This window comes from Bythopirellula goksoeyrii, from assembly GCF_008065115.1.
Lineage (GTDB): Bacteria > Planctomycetota > Planctomycetia > Pirellulales > Lacipirellulaceae > Bythopirellula > Bythopirellula goksoeyrii.
The window spans coordinates 4,757,790-4,779,902 of record NZ_CP042913.1; the positions used below are offsets into that span (position 1 = coordinate 4,757,790).

Sequence of the window (22,113 nt, forward strand, 5' to 3'; positions counted from 1 at the left end):
AAAAGCTGACTACAATGAGTGTCACCCACCACAAGAAACGCATCGCTATTCCTTTCAGCACGAACTGCTTTTTTAGCCAGACGAAAGGTTCCTAGCCTTTAGCCTTGAACTTCCTACTTCCATTCAATCGGCGGCATGGTCGCATAAACATCCAGGTCTTCCCGCTCACCCAGAATCGCAAATAACTCCCGGATCTGCGCGAGTCCACTTGCGAAGAGGAATTCCTCTGCGGTAACGCAACTCTTGCTTCCTAGCACATAATAATCTGCAACCGGATTGAGAAAACAGAGTGATTCGGTGGATTGACCTTCCTCCTCGACAAAATTCTCACTCCCCTTGCCCCTACAATCGATGACAACATCCGCCCCGAATTCAGTCTCTTGCCCCAATTTACTGCGGCAAGCAATTTGCCACGCTTCCTCGGTGTCACGACTCACGCTTACTACCTCCATACCGAGGCGCAGTGAGTCTGATACCAAATCCGACTCTGCGAGTGGAAGAAGATAACTGCGATAGTACTCAGCTGCCGAAAGACTTGCCGAACTTGCCGGGAATTTCCATTTCGAATCTTGTGCCTGTAGAGCCGCCACTCCAAGAGTTGAAACACGCTCACTGAATGGACGGTCTAGCACCCGCTCCTCGGCATGATGGAGAATCTTTGCCGGCAGTTCCTCTCGTTCGAACACTTCGGCGCTATACCCCAGATAACGAGCATAGATCGCAGCCTCAAGCCCGATGGGACCTGCGCCTAGGATCGCTATCCGTGGTTGAAAATCCTCATCACTCATTACCATTTCTCCAGGCGCTTACGCTTCTGGCTTGCCATTCCGACCTCTGCATTCCGAATTCCGCATTCCTTTAGCTGCTTGCACTTCGATAGCTCCATAGCGCTCGCTTGAATACCCACCGGCTCCCCAGCAAGCTACCGAGCGTCGCAACCACTCCAAAAACTGCCAACCACGAGTGCTCCCAAGCAAGTGGCTTGGCCATCAACCGAGCCGGCACGTTGATAACCACCAGGATCGGAATCACAAAAGTGAACAGTTGCCTTAACGGAGTACCCCATGTCCCTTCGTAAATCTCCATCGGATAACGCGAGAAATTTGTGATGTAAAACCAAAAATCATACAACGATTGATTGCGTCCCAGCCAAATGCTCGTCGCGGCAAGAGCAATCATCACGCTATATAAAATCAATACGCCCATCAACACATATACCGGATACAGCAGAACCTGCCACAGAGAAAGTTCCAGTCCCTCGATCCTCGGGACGGCGTAGATGAGCAGCAGTAAAGCAACAAAGAAATTCCCTAACGACGACCAGCTTATTCGCCTTAGCGAGACGAGAAACTGAGTATCGATCGGCTTCAATAGCGCAAAGTCGAGTCCTCCCGTACGAACCTGCTCGCTCAGCTCTTCAGCATTAGGCATGAAAAAAGCCTGCACCAGGCTGTTCACAAACATTGTCGTCGCAATGAAAACAAAGAACTGGTATTTACCCCAGCCACCAATGTTCGGCGTGAATTGGTAGACAAGGACATAAAAACCCAAATTCATAATCATCCAAGACATCGAAGAAATCGTGTCGATGATGAAATTCGCCCGAAACGTCATGTCCCGCACCAAGCTGTTGCGGACGAAGGTGAGAAACACACCAAGATAGGAGGGTTGATAGGACATAGTCTGATTTCGGATTGCGGAATTCGGAATGCGGAGTGTTCATTCCGCAATCCGCATTCAGAGTTCCGCAATTATTTCCTATCCTCCATATCCACTGTAGCGATTAAAACCCGCTTGCATTGTCACGCGGCACAGCACGATAAATCCCAATACCCAAGCGGCTTGAATCATCAAGCCGTGAACTAGTTCCGTCCCTTGCACCTTGCCCAGGAACACCACCGCTGGAAAATAGGCCATGTATTTGAATGGCATAAAATCAACGAACGTTCTCCATGGATCGGGTAAAAAATCTAATGGGAACATGTGTCCTGAAAAGAAAAATGTAAACAGCATGTACACAAACAACAGTGATGAGACTTCCAGAAACCAAAAAGCAATCATCCCCATTGTTGCTTCTAAGAAAAATCCTAAGAGAAACGCAAGCACTAGCGATAGTAGGAAAGCGGCGAACACTTCCAGAGGGGGCCAACCCGGAAAATAACTTCGGCACAAATAATACACCAGCGCAAACGGCCCCGCCGCGACAAGATAGTAGACCGACTTATGGGCTATTCGGGCCAGCAGTAAATAACTGATCAGATCGATAGGCTGGATGAGAAACTTCTTAATCTCACCTTCACGCACCTGCCGTGCGATTCCCGATGCCAAACCCGGCATGCTCGAGAATGCTCGCGCCAGCATCGTCAGCAAATAATACGCAATGATGTCATCGGGCGAAAAGCCCATGATAAGCCCGCTCCCTGCCGCTGCGAACACAGCCGTCCACAGGAAAATCTGCGTGACGATCGGCAGAAATCGCATGAGAGTACCAAGCGCAAAGTCTCCTCGATAGACCAAGCGCTCTTCGAGACAGATCTTGAGAATCGTCCACCAGGTTTCGGCACGTGCAAGCATGGGTGTTATCAGTTGTCCGTTGTCAGTTGTCCGTTATTGCTCATCATTTGCTGCTCCGATCGCTTACGCTCTCGGCTCGCCTGATGCCGTTGCGCATTTCTTCGGCGGTCACTCCTCGTTCGCTCTCTGCCGCCGAGTGCGAAAATAGTTCTGCAATCACGTCCTCCAACGGTGGGTCTTCGACGCTGATGTCTTCGAGTGTGTTGTTTGCCAAAACTGACGAAAGTACTTGTGAGATGCTTCCCCGATCGACCCGCAACCGTGCCTTCGGCTCGACAATCTCCAGCACGTCGCCGTAGCGGGCCAAGTCGCTCGGCATCCGACCATCGGCGAAATGGAGCGACAGAATCTTGTGACCGCTGAACCGGTCAATAATACCTGCCAGTGAACCATCATAAATAATCTCGCCATGCGCGATGATTACCACTCGCTTACAAAGTGCAGCCACATCTTTCATGTAGTGACTTGTTAGCAGAATCGTGATCTTCCGCTCCTGCTGATAGAACTTCAGGAACTTCTGGATATTGTGCTGAGCGATCACGTCGAGCCCAATGGTTGGCTCGTCGAGAAACAATACATCCGGCGAGTGCAGCAGCGCCGCAGTCAGTTCCATCTTCATTCGCTCGCCAAGCGACAACTCACGCACGGGGCGCCCTAACAAGTGTCCCACATCTAACAGATCGCACAACTCATCACGCGTGCGGATGAATTTGTGATGCTCGATGCGGTAGATTTTTTCGTGCAGTGTGAATGACTCCTGTGCCGGCAGATCCCACCACAATTGATTCTTCTGGCCCATAACCAAGGCGAAGCGGCGGCGATATTCATTTTCTCGCAGCCAGGGAACGTGCCCCAAGACGCGGGCCTCGCCCCCTGTGGGACTGATCACTCCCGAGAGCAGCTTTAGTGTCGTCGTCTTGCCGGCACCATTCGGACCTAAGAAGGCCACGAACTCGCCCTGCTCCACGTCGAGATCAATCGCCTTCACGGCGGCCACCTCGCGATATTCACGATGGAACAACCCACGGATCGAAGCCACAAGGCCTTCGTTTTTCTGATAGACGCGGTAGGACTTCTGGAGCTGGCGGATTTCAATAGCATTCATAGACGACCGATTATAGACCCCATGCGCGCCCACGCCCAGTAGGCGAGCCGAACGCGTAAGCTTCCGGTATGGCTGGTAGAGTTTCGTGCCGCGAGTTTCGAACAAAACCCTCTTTCCTCGGAACTCGCCTCTCGAAGCTCACTAGTCATTGGCGGTTGGTGGTTGCTCGTATAGGGACTAAACTAGTGCCACACTTGCAATTGCACAAACCCTATCGGAAGCTTACGCATCCGGCTCGCCATGAATTCCAACCAACAGTAACTCATGCTCAAACGCCTCGAATCTCTCCTACGCCCTTGGGCGATCCCCAACTTGACGGTCATTCTTATTGCTGGCCAGGCACTCTTGTATGTTCTGAAGATGGCCCGAGCGGGTGGGAATTTCGGTGGCGATGCGCTCGCCAAAATCCATCTTGCCCCCGGTATGGTTCTTGATGGCGAAGTGTGGCGCCTGTTCACCTTCGCTTTTGTTCCACCGCAGATGGCGATGATCTGGGCATTCTTCTATTGGATGATTTTCTATATGTGTGGCACGACACTGGAAAACGAGTGGGGTACCGTCCGCTACAATCTGTTTCTCTTGATTGGGATCATTGCCAACATCGTCGCTGCCTTCGTAGCCTGGCATTTCGGCGCGTTGGACATTGCCAGCAACGGATTTCTTTATAGCACGGTCTTCCTGGCATTCGCACGACTCTTCCCCAACTTCGTCATCAATATCTTTTTTATCTTACCGATTCAAATCAAATGGCTGGCCCTCTTGATGTGGATCGGGCTAGGCTACGGCTTGATCGTCGGCGATTGGATGCAGCGATTGCTGATCATTGCTTCGGTATTCAATTACCTGGTGTTTTTTGGCCGCGATCATCTGCGAGATCTAAAACAATCGCAACGCCGCCGTTCCTATCAATCCCGCGCGGAAAAAGTGGGCAAAGCCCCAGTGCATACGTGCCGCATTTGCGGCCTAGATAGCAACACCTCCCCCAAAACTTCGTTCCGCTACTGTTCCAAATGCGCCGGCCAACAATGCTACTGCCCCGAGCATATACAAAACCATGAACACATCGTCGAAGCGGAGGAAGCCGTTTAGTCGCGCTCCAAAAGGAAACGCGAGCCAAGAGACTCGCTTGATCATTTCTACTCTTGCCTTGTCGATCGCTTCACAACAAACAGAACAAGCCCCTACTAGACTGCCCCTCCTTAGGAGCTACAATAGAGGCATGACTCACCAAGCGAAATTCATCGCAGACGGTTTCTCCTGGGCAACCAGCGCCGTTCGAACTCAAGTCCAAACAGAAGTCACCAAGAAATACGCGTCTCTCATCGCACACGCTAACTTTTGGGATCGATTTCGATTGAAGCAACAAATTAACGCTGAGGTGTGGCGTCGTGTTGCTGAGCGAGTCTCGCCACATGCCTTGTATTGATATGGTGCGATGGTCGCCTCAACCAAATTGTTCTTTTCCTAGCCACGGATTTGCGTGGATCAAACACCGACAATCCAACCATCAAAACTTAATCCTCTCTTTATCCGTGTCGATCCGTGACTAAAAACACGTCAGAATTGCCAACAAGCCTTGCGCAGGCTTTAAATATTCCTCTTCATTAGTAAGGAAAAACTCATGCTCTTGGCAGACATGATCACCCAAGCAACGCAAACAGCCACTCAATCAGGAATCGGCCTCGGTTCTGCCATCGCCGTCGTTTGTTCCTGGCAAAGAAACCGTTCGATCTTATGGGCAATCGTGGCTGGCGTTCTTACCTGGATTTACGTCATCTACTTTGCCCTGACACGAACTCCTGGCGAAGCGTCTTAGCGACTCCCCTTTGTGCACTTCTGACTTGAGTTTTCTGGCGAATCGTTAAACTGTCTGAGGCAACTGGCAAAATGGTGCATGTCACCGGCTAGACGACCCAGGCGTTCTTGGATCGCTGCATCGATCAATTTGCCGTTGCCACAACTCTGTCGGGTAGCGTAAACAAATCGCGGAAGGATTATGCAGCGAAAATCAAGCATCAACGAATTTCCAATTGGCATGAGCGACATATAGGAGCTTCGTCCACCGGCGGCTCCTAGCAAACCCACGATCTGCTCCTTCCAAGATGAACCAGTCATGGCAATCAAATTTCGTGCTGCTCCTCCTACGTCGTAATAGTAAATCGGCATCGCTAGTGCGACTGCGTGTGCCGCTTCAATCTTCGCCGAGAGCATCGCTACGTTGGTATCATCGTAGCTGGCATTTCCGTCACAAAATGGCAAACTAACATCGCGGAGATCAACCAGCTCGGTTTCGTCGCCAACTTTGCGCAACTCATTGACCAGCCGATTGGCCATCAAGGCGCTGTGGCTGGTGGGCGACAGACTGCAAGAAATCACAAGTTGATTCACAAATCCACTCCTCAATCTGCACTCGAATCAAAACACTACCCCGCCGCCATTTCGACAAGTTCGGCAGCAAGTTTTTTCCGTTTGGGGCAACCGTTGCAGTTCCACCACTCCGATGCCTGATGGCTTGACCAGGGCTCGGCCTGTGGCACCGCGTCCAATTGGTCGCGGAGTTCTTCCACCGACTGGAAGCGATCTTCGGGTTGCTTTTCTAAGCAGCGCAAGATGATCTCTTCCAACTCGATAGGTACCGAGGGGTTCCATTCGCGGGGAGCGATGGGCGCCTCACTCGCATGAGCGATAAGAACTTTGATCGGCTGTTGATAATCGAAAGGAGGATGGCCGGTGGCCATCAAATACATGACCGCTCCCAAAGAGTAGATATCACTCCGCTCATCGACTTCGTTACTGCCTGTTGCCTGTTCGGGGGACATGTAGAGAGGTGAACCAGTGATCGCCCCTTCCTGAGTGAGTTCGACATCGTCGACTTCTTTGGTGGGTTTGGCTAGACCGAAGTCTAGCAATTTGGCTACATCGAATTGCCCACCGCGATAGGCGCAGAAGATGTTTGCCGGTTTGATGTCGCGGTGTACCAATCCATGGGAATGTGCTTCGGACAGCGCTTCGCAGACTTGCTTCATGAGGTACACCACACGCCCCGCAGGCAAGGATCCATATGTATCTACCATTTCACCGATATTATGCCCTGGCAAGAACTCCATCACATAGTAAAACGTGCCATCGCTCGTGCGGCCATAGTCGTAGATGTCGATCGAATTCCAGTGCGAGAGCTTGGCAGTCGCCTGCACCTCGCGTTCAAACCGAGCCAACACTTTGGGATCGCGGGTTTTCTCGGGGCGAATGATCTTGATCGCGCACGGACGTTTCATCATGTTGTGCTCAGCCAGATAGACTTCCCCCATGCCGCCACTACCAAGCATCTGCCGCAGGCGATATTGGCCAAGTTGCTTGGCAGCGAAGGCCTCTTGGCGAAGATTACCAATGGTTCTTACACCGACTGTGCCAACGACAACCATCAGCAAGGTGGAAAGAAATTGCTGGACAAAAACACCGCGGAAAGGCGCCAGGTGGCTCAACTCCGAGAACGCTGGTGAGGTGAAATAAACAATGGACAACACGACCATAGGTGCCAGACCCATCAGGCTCAAAACGATTGCAGCGCGTTGCCAATGATTGGGTATGAAGACCGCGTAGGTGAAAATTAACAGTAGCCAAACACCGCTGATATTAGGAATGTGAGAATGACCATCTTGGAGTTCAGCGGATTGGACAAGTTGATCGTAATTCAACAACAGAAAGAACAGAGCCGGCGTACCGAAGACTAAAAACTCCGTGAGGCGGAGATGCTTGAGAACAAAGTCACATCGAGTACACATCCGCTGTGCTAGCACTGCCAGCACAACTGTCACGGCAGCATGGAACCAAAGAGTCAACTGCGAATGACTGGAAAGGTAGCGTGCTGGCGAAAGTAAATCCCATGCCAAAAAGACAGCAAAGCCACCACACAAGAGTAGAGCGACTGTACGCAGACGATCTCGCAGTAAGTCGAGTGTTTCCTGGGAAAGCTGGGGGGCGCTCCCTTCAACAAGTGCAATATTTCGCTGAAGCGGAACTCGGACACTCGGTTGAGTTGCATCCGACAGTTCCAAGAGGGAAAGTGGCGACTCAATCGTCTCAGCATAGCTGCTCGGTGTGTCGGCAGCCGACGGGACAGAATTATTATTTTGCTGTTCCATAGGATTTCACGTTTGGACAAATTCACTGCTGGACAGAGCAAGCGATCCGGGGGATATTCCTACCATGGTACTCCAGAGTGCCTTCCGGGGGCAGGGGCGAAAGCTGGCGCGACACTCTGAGCCGGGAAAACCGACTCGGACAGTCGGACGACTATGCCCCCCGAACGGTTTCGTTTGGCATACGTACTACATCATGGGTGATGCAAGGGAGCAACACGATGTTGCCCAAAACCAGCGCGATTGCGCGGCCAGGTGGATGGCCAGCAACACGCTCTGCGGAAGGAACCTCGGAATTGGACACGGTTGGCTTGTGAACTGCCAAGTTGTCAAAAGCTTCTCTGTGCCTGGACTTTGTAACCTAAGCTTCTAGTGTGTTTGCTGCAGGCTTACACGTGCTTTTCACGACTTTTCCCTAGATTGGCCGTTTCTCCTCGGCGGCTCTAACACCGGTTCACACCAGCTGGAATACAACTCTTCTTGCTCTCGAAAGTAACTCAGTCTCTGCGCACTGAGATCTCCTTCGAATGCCAAGTGAGTTGCCGACGAGGCACCCAAGATGCATAAACCGCCCAAGAAACTGTTCGACTGGAAAGGCAGGATTGAACCTCTGGAAGAACGTCGAGTCATGTCGGCCGACCCGCTCAGTGGTTTCCTTGGCGAAGGGATCATCCATCACGCTTTCGACGAGTCAATCGTTCATCATGGATTCGTTGAAGAATCCTCATCCATCGAACATCATCTTGCCTCGGAACCTGATTATTGGTTTGATCCTTCGGAATCCTTCACTTTCGAAGAACAGATTGGTGAGATCGAACAAGCTCTATCAAGTGCTCATAACGCCACCGGCCTCAACCAGGTCTTAGCCGACTATGGTTTCACTGGAAAAGGTCAAACCGTCGCGATCATCGACAGCGGCATCGCCTACAATCATTTTGCGCTTGGCGGAGGATTGGGCGCCAACTATCGTGTCGTCGGTGGGTATGATTTTACTGAAAATGATGCCGACCCCTATGATGATGGTCCCGAGGGTTCCCACGGAACCCACGTCGCTGGTATCGTCGGCGGTGATGCTGGCGCCGATCACGGGGTCGCCTCTGGCGTGGATCTGGTCGGACTACGTGTTTTCGATGACTCGGGCGCAGGGTATATGAGTTGGGTCGAGCGCGCCTTGCAATGGGTCCACGACAATCGCACCTCTTTCGAGAACCCCATTACGGCGGTCAATCTCTCACTCGGAATTCCTGGATACAACTCGAGTTCCTCGTTGATCACCAATTTGGACGATGAGTTTAGTCAACTCAAAGCCGATGGCATATTCATCTCCGTCTCTGCAGGGAATGGCTGGGCCAGTTACAACACCCCAGGCTTGGGAAATCCAGCTTCGAGTCCCAATGTGGTGCCCGTCATGTCGGTCAAGGACAATGGGCAACTTGCTGGCTATAGTCAGCGGGATGTCCGAGCGATTGCCGCCCCCGGTTCTTCAATTCGTAGCACGATTCCTGACTACAAAGGCAACAACAACGGCATCGACGATGACTATGCCTATTATTCGGGAACCAGCATGGCTTCGCCCTATATTGCAGGTGCCAGCGTATTGATACGCGAAGCCATGCAATTCGTAGGCTATACAGATATCACACAAGACACGATCTACGACCATATGCGGGACACCGCGGATGAATTCCTCGACGCCGCCACCAACCTCACTTTCAAACGCATCAATATCGAAGCGGCCATCAGTGCTTTGATGCCGTCCGATGACTATGGCTCGACTTTGGCAACCGCGTTTAATCTTGGAAATCTCACGAGCACCGTGAGCCAAAGTGGTGTGATCGGCACGCTTAATGACATTGACTACTTCAAATTCACTGCCAGCAGCGACGGTACGGTAACGGTTGAAGCCGACAACATGACGCACGAGCTTGCGGCCGCCTGGACAGTTTCTGGAAGCACTGGCACGGTCAGTGGCAATCAGAATGAATCGTTCTCATTCGACGTAGTCGCTGGCCAAACCTACACCGTTGGTTTCTCATCCAGCGGAGGGCTAGGTTATTTCACACTCGATGCCACGCTAGAAGCCAGCAACACCTTCACTTTCACTGATTGGGGCACCGTTTCCTACGCCCAACTCAACGGACTTTCCGTGGAGGGAGAAAGCTGGTATCGCGTGCAGGCCAGCCAAGCCGGCTACATGACGGTAGAAGGCGCGTTTGACGCGCAGGGTGGTCAGGTCAACCTAATGCTCTACGACGTAAACATGCAAATGGTGACTTCCGGCAATGCCGCGGGGGGTATATCGCGTGTGGATGCCTATGCGACTGCAGGTGAAGAGTTTTATGTTTGCGTCCAAGGCATGAACGACGCTGTCGACTACCGATTGAGTAATCTGGTTACGGTCAACGGAACAACGGTGAACGTCACGGGAACGACCGGGGACGACACATTTGCCTTCACGGCAGGAGATACTCACCAAGTAACCGTGAATGGGGTGACCCACAACTTTGCTGCGATTGCGGTGACGAATATAATTCTCGATGGTGGCGCGGGGAATGATACCATTGTGATGACGGGGACAAGTGGCAATGAGACGGCGACGCTGAGGGTGGGGAGTGCAAATCTCACCGGTACTGGATTTGCCGTGGACACGGTAAGCACTGAAAATGTGAAAGTCTACGGAGGTGGCGGACAAGACGAGGTCACTTTATACGATTCAGCGGGCGATGATCTACTGACTTCCCAGGGGCAACACGTCACCTTGGTTCTCGCCAGCGGAGAAATCTTAGAGACCATTAACTTTCAGAAATCACGTGCCTACGCGAGTAGCGGAAATGATTCAGCCGAGTTTCTCGACACGATAGGGGACGACGTGGTGGCTGCTTGGTCCAACCGAGTATACATGACCGGCACGGATTACTTAAATGACGCACGCAACTTCGACCAAACCGTGTCCCGTTCAATCGCTGGCGGCAATGATCGTGTTGCATTTTATGATACTACAGGCGATGACGTATTTGCCGCTTGGTCGACTCGGGCCTACATGATTGGAGACGGCTACTTCAATGATACACGAGGGTTCGGTCGCACAACGGCTTTAGCTACCTCAGGAGGATACGATCGAGCAGCATTCTACGATACAACTGGCAACGACGTGTACGTAACGTGGTCCGATCGGGCCGTGCTTTACGGATCCGGTTATTACAACGACGCACGTGGTTTCGAGAGAACAACTGCCTTGGCAACCCGCGGCGGATACGACCAAGCCGTATTTTTCGACTCGCCAGGCAACGATGTCTACGTGGCGTGGTCCAATCAGGCTGTGATCTACGGACCGAGTTCAAATTACTACCACGACGCCCGAGGTTTTGATCGGACGACAGCATCCGCAACTGCCGGCGGATATGATCAGGCTGTGTTCTTCGACTCTGTAGGCGACGACGTATATGTGGCGTGGTCAAACCAAGCCTACATGTACTGCAATGGATACCGAAATGAAGCTCGCGGATTCGATCGCACGAAAGCTCAAGCCACTTCGGGAGGTAATGATCTTGCTATATTCTACGACTCGGCAGGCGACGACCGTGTAGTCGCGGCAGCGTGGGGAGCCTATGTAGCTGGCGGTGTCTTTCACAACGAGGCTCGTGACTTCGACGACATTACCGTTCACTTAACCAATGGTGGCAACGACGAAACAGATATAGTGGCAGCCGACTATGCGTTTCAACTCCTGGGCCAATCCTCATGAATCGTGATGAACTGATTCACGGCGTAGACCGACTTAGGCAGCGTGACGACAGCCACCGCTTTCCAGAGTCGAACGCAACGTATCAACGACAAGTGCGAGTTGTGAGTCCGACATGTTCGACCCGCTAGGCAAGCACAGACCCCTTTGGAAAAGATCATCCGCTACGCCACTGTTGCGTACTCTGCAGCCGATGAACACTGGCTGTTGATGCATAGGTTTCCACAACGGGCGCAACTCGATTTCCTCTGCCAACATTGCGGCGCAAACTTCTGACGGAGAAACGCTATGGACCTGAGGATCCAATAGCAGACACGACAGCCAGCGTGTCGATTGGCCGAACGTGGCTTCGGGCATAAATTCAATACCTGGCAGTTCGCCGAGTGTGTTGCGGTAGCAATCGAAATTTGCCCGCCGCTTGGCAACTCGCTCGTCCAATAGGGTAAGCTGTCCACGACCAACAGCCGCCAAGAGATTGCTTAGTCGATAATTATATCCGATCTGGGAGTGTTCGTAGTGAAGTGCCGGATCGCGTGCCTGACAGGCCAGGTGGCGAACCTGTGACGCCCACTCTGAGTTTTCGGTGACTAGCATGCCGCCACCGCTCGTCGTAATAATCTTGTTTCCGTTGAAGGAAAAACAGCCAATATCGGCAAGTGTGCCTGCCTGTTGACCGCGATAGGTCGCACCTAATGCTTCCGCCGCATCTTCAATCACCGTAATTCCATACTGCCGACATAATGAAAGGATCGGCTCCCAGTCGGCACACTGGCCGCACACGTCGACTACTAGTACTGCCTTGGGCAGACGTCCCAATTTAGCGGACACGCGCAGTTCGTCTTCGAGCAGTTCAGGATCCATGTTCCAGCTTTGACGTTCGCTATCGATAAAGACAGGAGTCGCTCCCACGTACCGGATAGCATTGGCAGTGGCAGCGAAAGTCAGCGTAGACGTTATCACCACATCGCCTGGGCCGACGCCGGCGACAAGTAAGGCCAGATGTAGCGCGGCCGTCCCACTTGAGAGTGCTACCGCATGCGACACGCCAAGTTTCTCAGCGAACTCATCTTCGAGTCCATCAACGTGAGGCCCGAGAGGAGCGATCCAATTCGAATCAAACGCCTCCAACAGTAACTCGCGATCTTTAGGAGACATGTGGGGAGGAGACAAGTAGATTCTCTGCATGATTTTTCCTATGCGGCATGCCGCTTGTTCGGAGCCAATTTGCGCGCCGGCACTCCGACGACAGTCATGCCGGAAGGAACGTCGCGTGTCACGACTGCACCTGCACCTACCCGCGCAGAGTCCCCTATTTGCACACCCGGTAGCACAATAGCGCCAGCGCCAATCAAAACGCCTCGACCCACCTGAACTCCACCGGTGAGGCACGCTCCACAGCTAACGTGCGTCCCCGGGCCGATTCGGCAATCGTGCTCAATGGTCGCATTGCAGTTGACAATGGCATGGTCGCCGACGACAGCGTCGGTATGGACGACAGAGTTTGGGAGTATTAGCACACCAGAACCGATCTTAGCGTAATCGTCGACGTATGCGGCAGGATGTATAACAGATGCCCAGGGCAAATTCATCTTATCCACCAGTTCAAGTCGAAGTACATTGTCCCCAATAGCCAATAGAGTTGGAAGAGGACTCTGCCGGTAGATAGCATCCAACGGACCAAAAATAGGAGCGCCAATAAGCGCTGAGTTCCACATACTGGGGTCGTCATCGAACACCGCAGCTACGCGAATACCGCATGCTTGCGCAGCGCGCACCGCCACCTTGCCATGCCCACCGGCACCAATCACAAAAATTTCCTTAGGCTGATCGGTCATAGTATGTGTTCGTATAGCGTGGAACATTGAATCGCGGCATTGTTTCGTGACCGTCGGCAGAAACATCTCGTCGCATCAGCACAGCAAGAATGGTTAGCACAAGGATCTTCCAATCCAACCAGAGTGATTGATTGCGCACATACCAAACGTCAAGTGTAAATCGTTCTTCCCAGGAAGTCTTGTTTCGCCCACGTACTTGTGCCCAGCCTGTGATGCCGGGTCTCACATCATGACGTCGAGCTTGCTCAATGCTATACAGCGACAGATATTCCATCAGCAAAGGCCGTGGACCGACCAGGCTCATATCCCCACTTAGGACGTTCCACAGTTCCGGAAGCTCATCGAGGCTTGTACTGCGGAGAAATTGGCCGAAGGGCGTTAGACGCTCCGCGTCTGAAAGGAGTTGGCCCGCGGTATCCGTGGCATCGTTCATGGTTCTGAACTTATAAATGTTAAACGGATGGCCTTTTTTGCCGGAGCGGGTTTGCACGAATATCACAGGCGATCCCAATTTGTAGCGCACTAGTACAGCGATGACGATGAGCACCGGCGAAACTATGAGCAAGCCAAGTGCTGCCACGCACCGGTCGAATAGTGGCTTGAAGTAATCGCGGTAGATTGAAGAGGGTAACGGCATCGAAGTGGCTCATGGGAGTTAGGCAGCAAGCTGCCGTGCAGATGCAAGCAATTCAAGACGGCTAACGAACTTTGGATAAATACTTTGGGTGTGGAAGTGGCGCTTCCAAGTTTCGTAGCCTCGGCGGCGGAGGGCATCCAACCTATCTGGGCTTTCGAGTAATTGCCCCAGCACCTTCGCCAAAGAATCGGGCGAGCCTGCTTCGTACGTGACGCCGCACTGGTGCCGCTCGAGCAATTCGGCCAGCTCGCCTCGCAAGCTCGACACGTTAGCAAGACGACCAGCCATATACTCGAAGGGCTTATTGGGTAATCCTTGAGTGGCATCGGCGGCGTAGGCGCAAATGCCGATTTGGGAGATTGAAGTGACCACCTGCAACATTGCCGCGTCGACCCAACCAAGAAAAAAAACATTGGTTAGATTTAGCCTTCTTGCATGCTGCTCAAGTGCCTGACGGCTAGAACCATCGCCACAAATAACGAACTGCAACTGGCCATAGCCGCGGCTCCGCAACCTCTCGGCTGCCAATAACAACGTCTTCAGATCATAGCTTCGTTCGAGAGATCCAGAAAAAAAACAAGTGGTAGAGGAAAGATCGATACCTTGCTCATGAAGTTGCCTTCGATGCTCAGCCAGTATCTCGGGAGCAACCTTCTCTGGTTCAAATCCGATTGGAACGACTCCGTCTTGAGAGCCTCGTCCACGATCTGCCTGCCTTAACGCCCAATCGAGATAGCCTTGCGAGACGCCAACGAGTGCATCGGCATCACGGCAAATGCGTTGGGTCAGCCGACGATAAGGCTGCACAGCCAATTCACCGGCTCTGCGAGCAAATCGCGGCACAGCATTGAGAAACACATCGGGCCATAGATCACGAACGTCCAACACAACCGGCACGTCATTTGCGCGCCCGTAGTCAACGGCTGCGGCAGCCCACTCCGGCGAAGGAACGGCTGCGACGATCAAATCGGGACGTGACTCATGAGTCATCATCGTTCGAATTCGGCGGCCAAGCGATTGATAAACCCAGGCCCTCTTCAGACTAATGTTGCGCTCGTATCCCGTGGAATGAACAAACTGAATCGAGTACCGCGATGCAATTTCGACGCGATGATCGCTTTGAAACCGGTGCTTCTTATCGAAGTGGCTAAATGTAGGTGCCCAGCGCAAAACATTATGGCCCCGGCTAGCCAGTTCCCTGGCCAGATAGCCGTAACGATAGCACCTTGCACCCTCGTCGATGGGTAGTCGCTCGCCGATATGAAGAAGCCAAGTTTGCATTTCAATTTAACCCAATGAGAGGTCTCTATCGTGAGCGGATTGGCGATAGCCACCGGTATTTCAAGGCTACCGGTGGCAAGCACCGATCAAATCGAACCTAAAACAATGTTTCACAAAGCACTATGCAGCGTTTGACTCGAAAGCGGTAGCCGAATCAGGCACCAGGACAAATAGGGAATCAAGTCTTGTCAACACATCTCGCTTCTTATCACGAAAGCGATGGTTGAGCGAATAACCACTGTCTAGAAGTTTTGCGATGTGCTGATCTGAAACTGAATTCACATTGCGCACTATATGACCGCAATCCTGAAACATCTCGATGTAGTCGTCTTCCCGGAGGCGGTTTACATATGCGTAACGATTGTCCGCATACTTGCGCCACTCGGCTTCACTGAAACGCAGGAAATGAATAGGCGCTAGCGAGGAATCAGAATGAGAAAAATGATCAGTGTGGTCTACGCGATGGAGCAAAAGTCCGTCTGGTCGAGTAACTCGTCGGGCTTCTCGAAAGATCTTCCTCAGCTCTGCCTGAGGAATGTGTTCGAGCACATTGCAGGAAACGTGAAAGTCCACAGAATGTGAGTCAAGATTCGTGCAACTAGCATCGCTGGGAGCCAAGTACTCGATGTTAAGCCGATCGCACAGTTGCGCAGTTGAGACTCGTGAACTCGCCATGCAAGTCAAGCGTTCCCAGCGGTCAAGCTGAATCAGGTCGCCGAACTTCGGCTGAAGTTGCTGGAAAAGCGCCTCCTTATTCCTGTGAATGTAAGCCAAGTCTTCGTTAATCAGCGAATCATTTAGGAATGCGTTTAGATCGGCAGTGATAATTTGCCCCGCTCCGCACAGCCAGCAGGCAAGAGGAACATTGAGTCGCCAGCCCGTTCCGACCTCGAAGAAGGTAGCATTTTGTGGAGAACGGCCCTGCAATTCGATTTGTCGACATATTTCGAGTCCGACGCTTAAGCGGTTAACGGGGGTAACGCGACTACGCTGCAAGCTCCCGAAATGCCGTTGAAGTGTGAAGTAAGCCATCTCAGACAAGGGTCTCGGCAATTGTGCTATCCGCTGTTGAATAAACGATTTAAGTTGCCATCGCATCTTAGTATTTGACCTCAATGGGGAAGCGGGTTGCAATAAATAGTCGAATTACCATCCGGCGGATATCTTTGCGGAGCGAAATCTACGCTGCGATGGGGGACGCCTTCTGCAATGTGTCATGGTAAATGGCTGTGAGTTGTCGTGCGATTTTTGGCAGTGCCATCGATGCCACGTAATTCTGCAACGGTTTAGAGGGTGGAGTTTCCAGGGCCGTTAGAATCCCCTGAGCTAGCTTGTCGGGATTGGCATCCGCAACAACGCAACTTGGTTCCACGGCGGTTATTCGCGAGAGGTCACTCACGTTGGTACTGACGAACGGCACATTGCACGCCAGCGCCTCCTTGACGACATTGGGCCAGCCCTCGCGAGTCGAGGTCATCAACAACACGTTCGCTGCGCTCATCCAAAGGGGTATTTCGTCATGTGGTTTGCCACTGATAGTTTGTAGGACTACATCGGGCCTCTGGGCGGCCGCTCGCTCAAACGCCGCTTTGGCCAAGCCGGATCGCTTTACAGGATTGCAGCTTTTGAGCGAGGCGAACAAAATCCAAGGACGAGTATCGTCAGAAAACCCTAATTCGCGGCGGGCGGCCATGCGTTCCCGTGGCTGAAATTGTTGCAGGTCGATTCCGTCCGGCAGTACTTCGACTCCCGCACAACGGCCGTGATATCTGCTCAACTCGTCGCGCATACGATGAGACATTACCAGTACGCGCTGGTAGCTAGGCAGCGATTGGCGGGTCAATCGCCGAGCAGCCCATCCGTGCAGCCGCCACCATGCGGAACCGGTATCACAACCGAGCAGATCGGTTCCACGTAGCGAGACAATACGACGACAAGGGGTCCGAGCGGAGACATGGGCACAAGCGGAACCGAACTGGGCATGCACTAAATCGTAGTCGTGAGATCGATGAGTAACGTCACGGCGCACCGAATTCAGTCGTGCGAAGCCTCTCAGAGACCCTGTTGAGTAGAGATCGACGTGAATCCCCTGGCTTCGCATTTCATCGGCCAGAATGAATATGAAAGGGCATGCAGACTCTATATGGGCAGGCGTGTTATGAACCCAAAGAACACGCATAGGATTTATCCTGTAATAGAATGAGTCGAAACGAACTGACGCCGCCGAGGAACTCTATGGGGACCTGTGACCAAGTGCGCATTATAAGTCCGGTATCTGCGCATGGGACGGATATCCAACCAACAAAACGCAACGACGGGAACCAGCAACTCGAACACACAGCTTTGCACTACGTAGCCACTTGGCACGCGGTGCATAATCGCGAGGATTCCAAAGTAGGTAACAGCGAGGCTCGCCCGCCAATAGGGGGTCGCCCCGTAACGCGCGAAGAGATTGTAGAGGCCTCGCCAAAGTCGGCCAAGGCCAAAGGCGATGCCAAAATACTGTAAAAAGACACCCACCTTGCCGAAATTCAGATACGCCTCCGCCAACAGTGAGTAACCGAGTCCCATTCCCGGCTGCCAATTAGGCATGTGGTCGAACGCAAACTCCTGTGCCAGATCATTAGGTCGATTTGGCCAGATCGCCCGTGGGACCCAGCCAACGAGGGCGTACAAATAGCTACTGCCGTAGAATTGGGGCCCATCCTCTTCGAGGGCCAGGACAAGGCTGATCATGGGACCTTTCGCGTCGGTATTTTGCACAGAAAAGTCGGCAACGGCACTACGAATGTCGATCGGAGCATGAGCACGAAACGCAGAAAAGAGAGGCAGCGAGGCAATCGCCAGTACTGCCGCACCACAATAGATGTAGAGGTGCTTCATGGATCGACTGCGCGCGCCGACCCAGTAGGTGCTCAATCCAAGCGCTGCCTGCAAGATGGGGTTCTTGTCTGAGGTATAAAATCCCCAGGCGACAACCAACGCAGCGATTAAGAAGGCCGGTGCCCGGGCGAGTCCCTTTCGCTGCACGATCACGCCCACGCACAAGCAACTCAACAGCAAGCACAATCGCGTCAAATATCCAAAAAGGGGATCGTTGTAGCGACGCTCGTTGGCATCTTGGTATCCCAAATTCTCAAAAAGCGTGAAGCGGTAGAGTAAAAATATGGCAATAAGGGAAAAAAGGGCTAGATATTTCAGAGAATTTGGCAATCGTCGATCCGGCATGAAATCACGATGGGCACCAAGACGTCCCACGCCCGAGAGAAGGTGCCCGGCCACAAATCCCAGCAGCGCCAAGACTGCTGAGATTCCTATAGCATTCCGCACTTCCGGAGAAATACCGAACACCGCGGGATAGGCCGTAAATACCTCTTGGCCGCGGAAATAGAGCTCTAACGGCAAAGACAAGTAGTAGTAGAATGCCGTGATCCCGAAGACGATCACCGGGGACCAATAGCCTTCTCGCGATGCAAACCGCACCGCGCAAATGTAAAACATAATCAGATATAGCGTCACGAGCCAGGGAAACATTGGGGCTTAACCTCCGACCGGAGCGGCTGAGGTAGGGCCGTGTCGGTTGCCCGCCGTACCGAGATGTTTGCTGAAGACCTGGGAGGTGGTCACCATCGCAAGGACGGCAAGGACACTCATCGCGAGCACAAACGCGTAGACCACCGGACTGGCCAAACCCATTCGCCAAAATGAGGGCAACGCAACGCAGAAAGTGGCGAATGCGAACAGGCACAGGCGAGGACTGATCGCAGATGATTCGCCCGCGTCAATCACGCTTCGCAGACAAAGAAAGAGATTTAATGGGATCGCCGCTATCAACAGCAAACGGACGGCGTGCAGCTGCGACGACCGACAGACTCCCAAATGGAGCGTGATAATCTCCGGTCCCCAATAGATTAGCATGGCTACAAGGAAAGTGGTCAACGTGAGCGAATATCGGACTAATTTGCCGACGCGGCGACGCAGAAGGGCCGCCTCGCCAACATGTAGCAGATAAGACGCTTCAGGAAGTAGCAGGGCACTGATCGGGGCGACGAGCTGACCAGCAAGCGTAAGCCAAGCGATAGCGTAGGCCATATCGCCTCCGGCCTGCAACCCGCCGTTGTAGGCTGCCGCAATCGCTGGCACGGTGAACAGACCGTAATACGCCAGGTCGCCCGGAACGCGAGGCAGCCCTAATTGCAGTAGCGAGTAAGCCGTGCCCCATGACGGCCAGGTCGCCGAGCTTGTCTGGTTCAGGTAAACTGCGACTACAGCTAGTCCGCTCACAGCACAGACCGCACAGCCCGACCACCAGAGGAAGGTCTGAATATCGTGGACCCAAATGAGAACGACTGCCGGAATTACACCGAGGCAAAGCAGCTGCAGAGAGTTTGATGCTCCGATCCACATTCGGCCGCGACAATAGGTGCCAGCGCAGATTGCGAGGATCGAACCGCTCACCAACGGCACGAGAGGTCTAACAAGATGTGCTTGACCATGGTCTCCTGTAAGCAAAAGCGAGACTTGTCGCGGGGCAAGAAAGATACCTAGCGCAAGTATTGTTGCGCCGACCAGCGATACCAAAATGCCGACGCCCAGCGTCTCAATCGAGTCAACAGCACGTTTCTCAGCAACCTGCCGGGCGACTTTTTTGGTGATCGCCACCGCCATTCCCATCGACAGCATTGGTACTAAGAAGGCAACGACTCGGCGCATCAGAGCGTACTCTGCAAAGCCTATATCTCCTAAGTTGGTGTGCGCCAATCGGAAGGCGATCATACCACAAAGCGATGTCGCGCAAGAGAGACCGTAGGTCAACAAATAATCCAATTGCGTGGCAAGGTGTCTGTGAACCCGTCTTTCCCCCGACAGATCGCGAACTGTGGCGGTGCCTGCTAGGGACTCCAAGTTGTTACGGGTACCGCTGGTCATGGCGAAACTCTGTGCGCTGGGCGAATTGTGAGACATTTCAGCATCGGTGGTGACGTCCGCCACTTCTTCCTCGGCGCGGGAGGCGGAGTGTAGGCAGCGCATGCGTGACCAACAAGTTCATTTGGCGGTCGAGCTCTGAAGCAATTGCTAGCAACACTCTCACCACCGGTCGATAGTATGCAAGCGATCTTGGACAAGCTCTTCCCAACGTCCCCCGCGCAGCGTTGAAATCTGCGGCTCCATTCCTCAAGCTTCTGAACGCGGAAGCAAGCGGCTCCGTGCTCGTACTCCCTAGAATCAAATGCGGGAGCGGACTTGAATATGGTAAAAAGGTGCCCCTCGCTTCCTACTCTTTACCGTGCAAACTTGTCGTTTACCGGAGACAACCCCAGAATCACTGCTCGCTCTGCTAGCAACCTAGTAGGGATACCGTTCGGAATGACCGAGAGTGACTCGTTTCTCCTAAGCGGACTTGCCCTCTAGCGGCAAAATAAGTATTCCACCCATTAGAAGGGGGTGAAAAGGCGCCCCAGAGAGTGACTACCCGCGCTCTGACTCGTAGCATTGTCCATCTCTGCAGAGACGGACCTACGTATGAATTCGAAAATCTAATCCGCAATGACCCCCAAGAGCAACTCGATGCTCCTTGCTGAACTGCCACCGAAAGGTCCGCTGCTGACTGTCGAGAAGTCTGCGCTCCACATTACGTGGAGTGTTTTCTTGCTGCTGATTGGAAGCTACCTAGCAGGTTGTCAGTCGGCGCAGTATCGGGCGGCCAGTTTGCCGAATCAATTTCGGGCGAAACCGAGCCCTGGCGATGTGTCGGTCAACATGGCTCGGCTGACTGGAGCGGGATACGACAACTCGCTGATCGGCCCCGACGATATGTTGGAAATCACGGTCATGAGTGGTCGCAATGAAGAAAAGCCGGTCCCCTTGGTAGCCCGAGTCTCCAAGGATGGTGCAGTTGACGTATCTCCGATCGGTCCGGTCGCCGTTAAGAATCTGGATCCGGCCGTTGCCAGCGAACGGATTGCGAAAGCTGCAGTCGAACGGGGAATATTTATTCAGCCGAATATCACTGTCGAAATCAAGAAAAAGGCTGTTAACCACATCACCGTGCTAGGTGCGGTGGAGAAGCCGGGTCTGCATGAAGTGTCTCGGAATTCAAGCGATGTAGTGAGTGCGTTGGCCCTAGCAGGAGGCTTGACCGACGAAGCCGGCACCGAGGTGGAAATCATTAGACAGCACGTTGCCAAGAGGAACACTTATACACGGTTTGCAGACTATTCTGTTGAACAGCCCCCGACAAATTCGGAAGAAGAAGGCAGCGTCCAACAGACAGCCTATAACGACCTCTTTCCTGAGGGCCCCCCAGCAGCACAAGCAAAAGCCCTGACAGAACCCGCCGATGAGCAAGTGGCCCGTCGGATCGATCTGGCCAGTTTGCCCAACCACTACTCGCGGGATGAGTTTCATCTGGAAGACCGTGATGTAGTGATGGTCAAGGCACGCAAGAAACGCAGCATCCATGTCGGTGGTTTGGTCGAAAAGCCAGGACAATTTGAACTACCCGCCACCGAGGACTTGCGAATGCTCGACGCGATTGCACTAGCCGGCGGATCGAGTTCTCTGATGGCCGACAAAGTGTACGTCATCCGCCAGGTAGCAGGTGAGCCAAAACCTGTTGTAATCCTCGCGAGTATGCAAAAAGCCAAGCAGGATGGCGCAGAAAACCTGCTAATGGCCGAAGGGGACATGATAAGCATTGAACAGACACCTATTACGGCCGTGTACGACGCACTAGGCAAATTTATGCATCTCACGGTAGGCGTCTCTGGCAATTCCTTCTTCTGAGAATCGCACCTCAT

General features: G+C 53.0%; 19 protein-coding genes. 5 read left to right on the top strand and 14 right to left on the bottom strand.

From position 1 onward, the window contains the following. Nucleotides 1–113: 113 nt before the first annotated feature. From Pr1d_RS18715 to Pr1d_RS18730, 4 genes are all read right to left on the bottom strand, one after another. The gene (locus tag Pr1d_RS18715; protein WP_168205349.1) at nt 114–788 is read right to left on the bottom strand and encodes an NAD-binding protein; all 675 of its coding nucleotides are present in this window, start codon (nt 786–788) and stop codon (nt 114–116) included. A 70-nt stretch (nt 789–858) separates the two neighbouring features. After that, nucleotides 859–1,680: an ABC transporter permease gene (locus Pr1d_RS18720; protein ID WP_148074956.1), complete on the bottom strand. Its 822-nt coding sequence runs from the start codon at nt 1,678–1,680 to the stop codon at nt 859–861. A 78-nt stretch (nt 1,681–1,758) separates the two neighbouring features. Then, a complete protein-coding gene (locus Pr1d_RS18725; protein WP_148074957.1) occupies nt 1,759–2,574 on the bottom strand; it encodes an ABC transporter permease in 816 nt (271 codons plus the stop codon). A 43-nt stretch (nt 2,575–2,617) separates the two neighbouring features. Next, nucleotides 2,618–3,679 (bottom strand): ABC transporter ATP-binding protein, encoded by a 1,062-nt coding sequence (locus Pr1d_RS18730; protein WP_148074958.1) that lies wholly within the window; start codon nt 3,677–3,679, stop codon nt 2,618–2,620. A gap of 264 nt (nt 3,680–3,943) precedes the next feature. On the opposite strand from Pr1d_RS18730, the gene Pr1d_RS18735 reads away from it, so the two are divergent. The 3 genes from Pr1d_RS18735 (at nt 3,944) to Pr1d_RS18745 (ending at nt 5,495) form a co-directional block, all read left to right on the top strand. Further along, entirely contained in the window at nt 3,944–4,768 is an 825-nt protein-coding gene (locus Pr1d_RS18735; protein ID WP_148074959.1) for a rhomboid family intramembrane serine protease, read from the top strand. Between the two features lie 130 nt (nt 4,769–4,898). Then, nucleotides 4,899–5,105, top strand: a complete 207-nt coding sequence (locus Pr1d_RS18740; RefSeq protein WP_148074960.1) for a hypothetical protein — start codon at nt 4,899–4,901, stop codon at nt 5,103–5,105. Nucleotides 5,106–5,300: 195 nt separating this feature from the next. Continuing rightward, nucleotides 5,301–5,495 carry a hypothetical protein gene (locus Pr1d_RS18745; protein WP_210417774.1) on the top strand — a complete coding sequence of 65 codons (195 nt, stop codon included), beginning with the start codon at nt 5,301–5,303 and terminating at the stop codon, nt 5,493–5,495. Here Pr1d_RS18745 and Pr1d_RS18750 read toward each other — a convergent pair. Both Pr1d_RS18750 and Pr1d_RS18755 read right to left on the bottom strand, forming a co-directional pair. Then, nucleotides 5,492–6,067, bottom strand: coding sequence for an NADPH-dependent FMN reductase (locus Pr1d_RS18750; RefSeq protein WP_148074961.1), 576 nt, complete (start codon nt 6,065–6,067; stop codon nt 5,492–5,494). The genes Pr1d_RS18745 and Pr1d_RS18750 overlap by 4 nt on opposite strands. A 35-nt stretch (nt 6,068–6,102) precedes the next feature. Then, on the bottom strand, nt 6,103–7,821 hold the full coding sequence (locus Pr1d_RS18755; RefSeq protein WP_148074962.1) for a serine/threonine-protein kinase: 1,719 nt from the start codon (nt 7,819–7,821) through the stop codon (nt 6,103–6,105). Nucleotides 7,822–8,377: 556 nt separating this feature from the next. On the opposite strand from Pr1d_RS18755, the gene Pr1d_RS18760 reads away from it, so the two are divergent. After that, the gene (locus tag Pr1d_RS18760; protein ID WP_148074963.1) at nt 8,378–11,563 is read left to right on the top strand and encodes a S8 family serine peptidase; all 3,186 of its coding nucleotides are present in this window, start codon (nt 8,378–8,380) and stop codon (nt 11,561–11,563) included. A gap of 33 nt (nt 11,564–11,596) precedes the next feature. On the opposite strand, the gene Pr1d_RS18765 is transcribed toward Pr1d_RS18760, so the two are convergent. The 8 genes from Pr1d_RS18765 to Pr1d_RS18800 all read right to left on the bottom strand — a co-directional run bounded on the left by Pr1d_RS18765 (nt 11,597) and on the right by Pr1d_RS18800 (nt 20,344). Further along, entirely contained in the window at nt 11,597–12,745 is a 1,149-nt protein-coding gene (locus Pr1d_RS18765) for a DegT/DnrJ/EryC1/StrS family aminotransferase (protein ID WP_148074964.1), read from the bottom strand. Nucleotides 12,746–12,753: 8 nt separating this feature from the next. Then, nucleotides 12,754–13,395: an acetyltransferase gene (locus Pr1d_RS18770; protein ID WP_168205350.1), complete on the bottom strand. Its 642-nt coding sequence runs from the start codon at nt 13,393–13,395 to the stop codon at nt 12,754–12,756. After that, nucleotides 13,379–14,032, bottom strand: coding sequence for a sugar transferase (locus tag Pr1d_RS18775; protein ID WP_148074966.1), 654 nt, complete (start codon nt 14,030–14,032; stop codon nt 13,379–13,381). The genes Pr1d_RS18770 and Pr1d_RS18775 overlap by 17 nt, the downstream gene beginning before the upstream one ends. Nucleotides 14,033–14,050: 18 nt before the next feature. Further along, complete coding sequence (locus Pr1d_RS18780) at nt 14,051–15,313, bottom strand: glycosyltransferase family 4 protein (protein WP_148074967.1); 1,263 nt, start codon at nt 15,311–15,313, stop codon at nt 14,051–14,053. A gap of 120 nt (nt 15,314–15,433) precedes the next feature. Continuing rightward, nucleotides 15,434–16,411 carry a class I SAM-dependent methyltransferase gene (locus Pr1d_RS18785; protein WP_148074968.1) on the bottom strand — a complete coding sequence of 326 codons (978 nt, stop codon included), beginning with the start codon at nt 16,409–16,411 and terminating at the stop codon, nt 15,434–15,436. Nucleotides 16,412–16,493: 82 nt separating this feature from the next. Then, on the bottom strand, nt 16,494–17,492 hold the full coding sequence (locus Pr1d_RS18790; RefSeq protein ID WP_148074969.1) for a glycosyltransferase: 999 nt from the start codon (nt 17,490–17,492) through the stop codon (nt 16,494–16,496). A gap of 5 nt (nt 17,493–17,497) precedes the next feature. Continuing rightward, nucleotides 17,498–18,847, bottom strand: coding sequence for an O-antigen polysaccharide polymerase Wzy (wzy, locus tag Pr1d_RS18795; RefSeq protein WP_148074970.1), 1,350 nt, complete (start codon nt 18,845–18,847; stop codon nt 17,498–17,500). Between the two features lie 6 nt (nt 18,848–18,853). Continuing rightward, complete coding sequence (locus tag Pr1d_RS18800; protein ID WP_148074971.1) at nt 18,854–20,344, bottom strand: lipopolysaccharide biosynthesis protein; 1,491 nt, start codon at nt 20,342–20,344, stop codon at nt 18,854–18,856. A gap of 537 nt (nt 20,345–20,881) precedes the next feature. Here Pr1d_RS18800 and Pr1d_RS18805 point away from each other — a divergent pair. Continuing rightward, nucleotides 20,882–22,099: a polysaccharide biosynthesis/export family protein gene (locus Pr1d_RS18805; protein ID WP_168205351.1), complete on the top strand. Its 1,218-nt coding sequence runs from the start codon at nt 20,882–20,884 to the stop codon at nt 22,097–22,099. Nucleotides 22,100–22,113 lie beyond the last annotated feature (14 nt).

Excerpts from the sequence above, each read along its gene's own strand:
- Pr1d_RS18715 (WP_168205349.1), bottom strand. The coding sequence starts at position 788 with ATGAGTGATGAGGATTTTCAACCACGGATAGCGATCCTAGGCGCAGGT.
- Pr1d_RS18720 (WP_148074956.1), bottom strand. The coding sequence starts at position 1,680 with ATGTCCTATCAACCCTCCTATCTTGGTGTGTTTCTCACCTTCGTCCGC.
- Pr1d_RS18725 (WP_148074957.1), bottom strand. The coding sequence starts at position 2,574 with ATGCTTGCACGTGCCGAAACCTGGTGGACGATTCTCAAGATCTGTCTC.
- Pr1d_RS18730 (WP_148074958.1), bottom strand. The coding sequence starts at position 3,679 with ATGAATGCTATTGAAATCCGCCAGCTCCAGAAGTCCTACCGCGTCTAT.
- Pr1d_RS18735 (WP_148074959.1), top strand. The coding sequence starts at position 3,944 with ATGCTCAAACGCCTCGAATCTCTCCTACGCCCTTGGGCGATCCCCAAC.
- Pr1d_RS18740 (WP_148074960.1), top strand. The coding sequence starts at position 4,899 with ATGACTCACCAAGCGAAATTCATCGCAGACGGTTTCTCCTGGGCAACC.
- Pr1d_RS18745 (WP_210417774.1), top strand. The coding sequence starts at position 5,301 with ATGCTCTTGGCAGACATGATCACCCAAGCAACGCAAACAGCCACTCAA.
- Pr1d_RS18755 (WP_148074962.1), bottom strand. The coding sequence starts at position 7,821 with ATGGAACAGCAAAATAATAATTCTGTCCCGTCGGCTGCCGACACACCG.
- Pr1d_RS18760 (WP_148074963.1), top strand. The coding sequence starts at position 8,378 with ATGCATAAACCGCCCAAGAAACTGTTCGACTGGAAAGGCAGGATTGAA.
- Pr1d_RS18765 (WP_148074964.1), bottom strand. The coding sequence starts at position 12,745 with ATGCAGAGAATCTACTTGTCTCCTCCCCACATGTCTCCTAAAGATCGC.
- Pr1d_RS18770 (WP_168205350.1), bottom strand. The coding sequence starts at position 13,395 with ATGACCGATCAGCCTAAGGAAATTTTTGTGATTGGTGCCGGTGGGCAT.
- Pr1d_RS18775 (WP_148074966.1), bottom strand. The coding sequence starts at position 14,032 with ATGCCGTTACCCTCTTCAATCTACCGCGATTACTTCAAGCCACTATTC.
- Pr1d_RS18780 (WP_148074967.1), bottom strand. The coding sequence starts at position 15,313 with ATGCAAACTTGGCTTCTTCATATCGGCGAGCGACTACCCATCGACGAG.
- Pr1d_RS18785 (WP_148074968.1), bottom strand. The coding sequence starts at position 16,411 with ATGCGATGGCAACTTAAATCGTTTATTCAACAGCGGATAGCACAATTG.
- Pr1d_RS18790 (WP_148074969.1), bottom strand. The coding sequence starts at position 17,492 with ATGCGTGTTCTTTGGGTTCATAACACGCCTGCCCATATAGAGTCTGCA.
- wzy (WP_148074970.1), bottom strand. The coding sequence starts at position 18,847 with ATGTTTCCCTGGCTCGTGACGCTATATCTGATTATGTTTTACATTTGC.
- Pr1d_RS18800 (WP_148074971.1), bottom strand. The coding sequence starts at position 20,344 with ATGCGCTGCCTACACTCCGCCTCCCGCGCCGAGGAAGAAGTGGCGGAC.
- Pr1d_RS18805 (WP_168205351.1), top strand. The coding sequence starts at position 20,882 with ATGCTCCTTGCTGAACTGCCACCGAAAGGTCCGCTGCTGACTGTCGAG.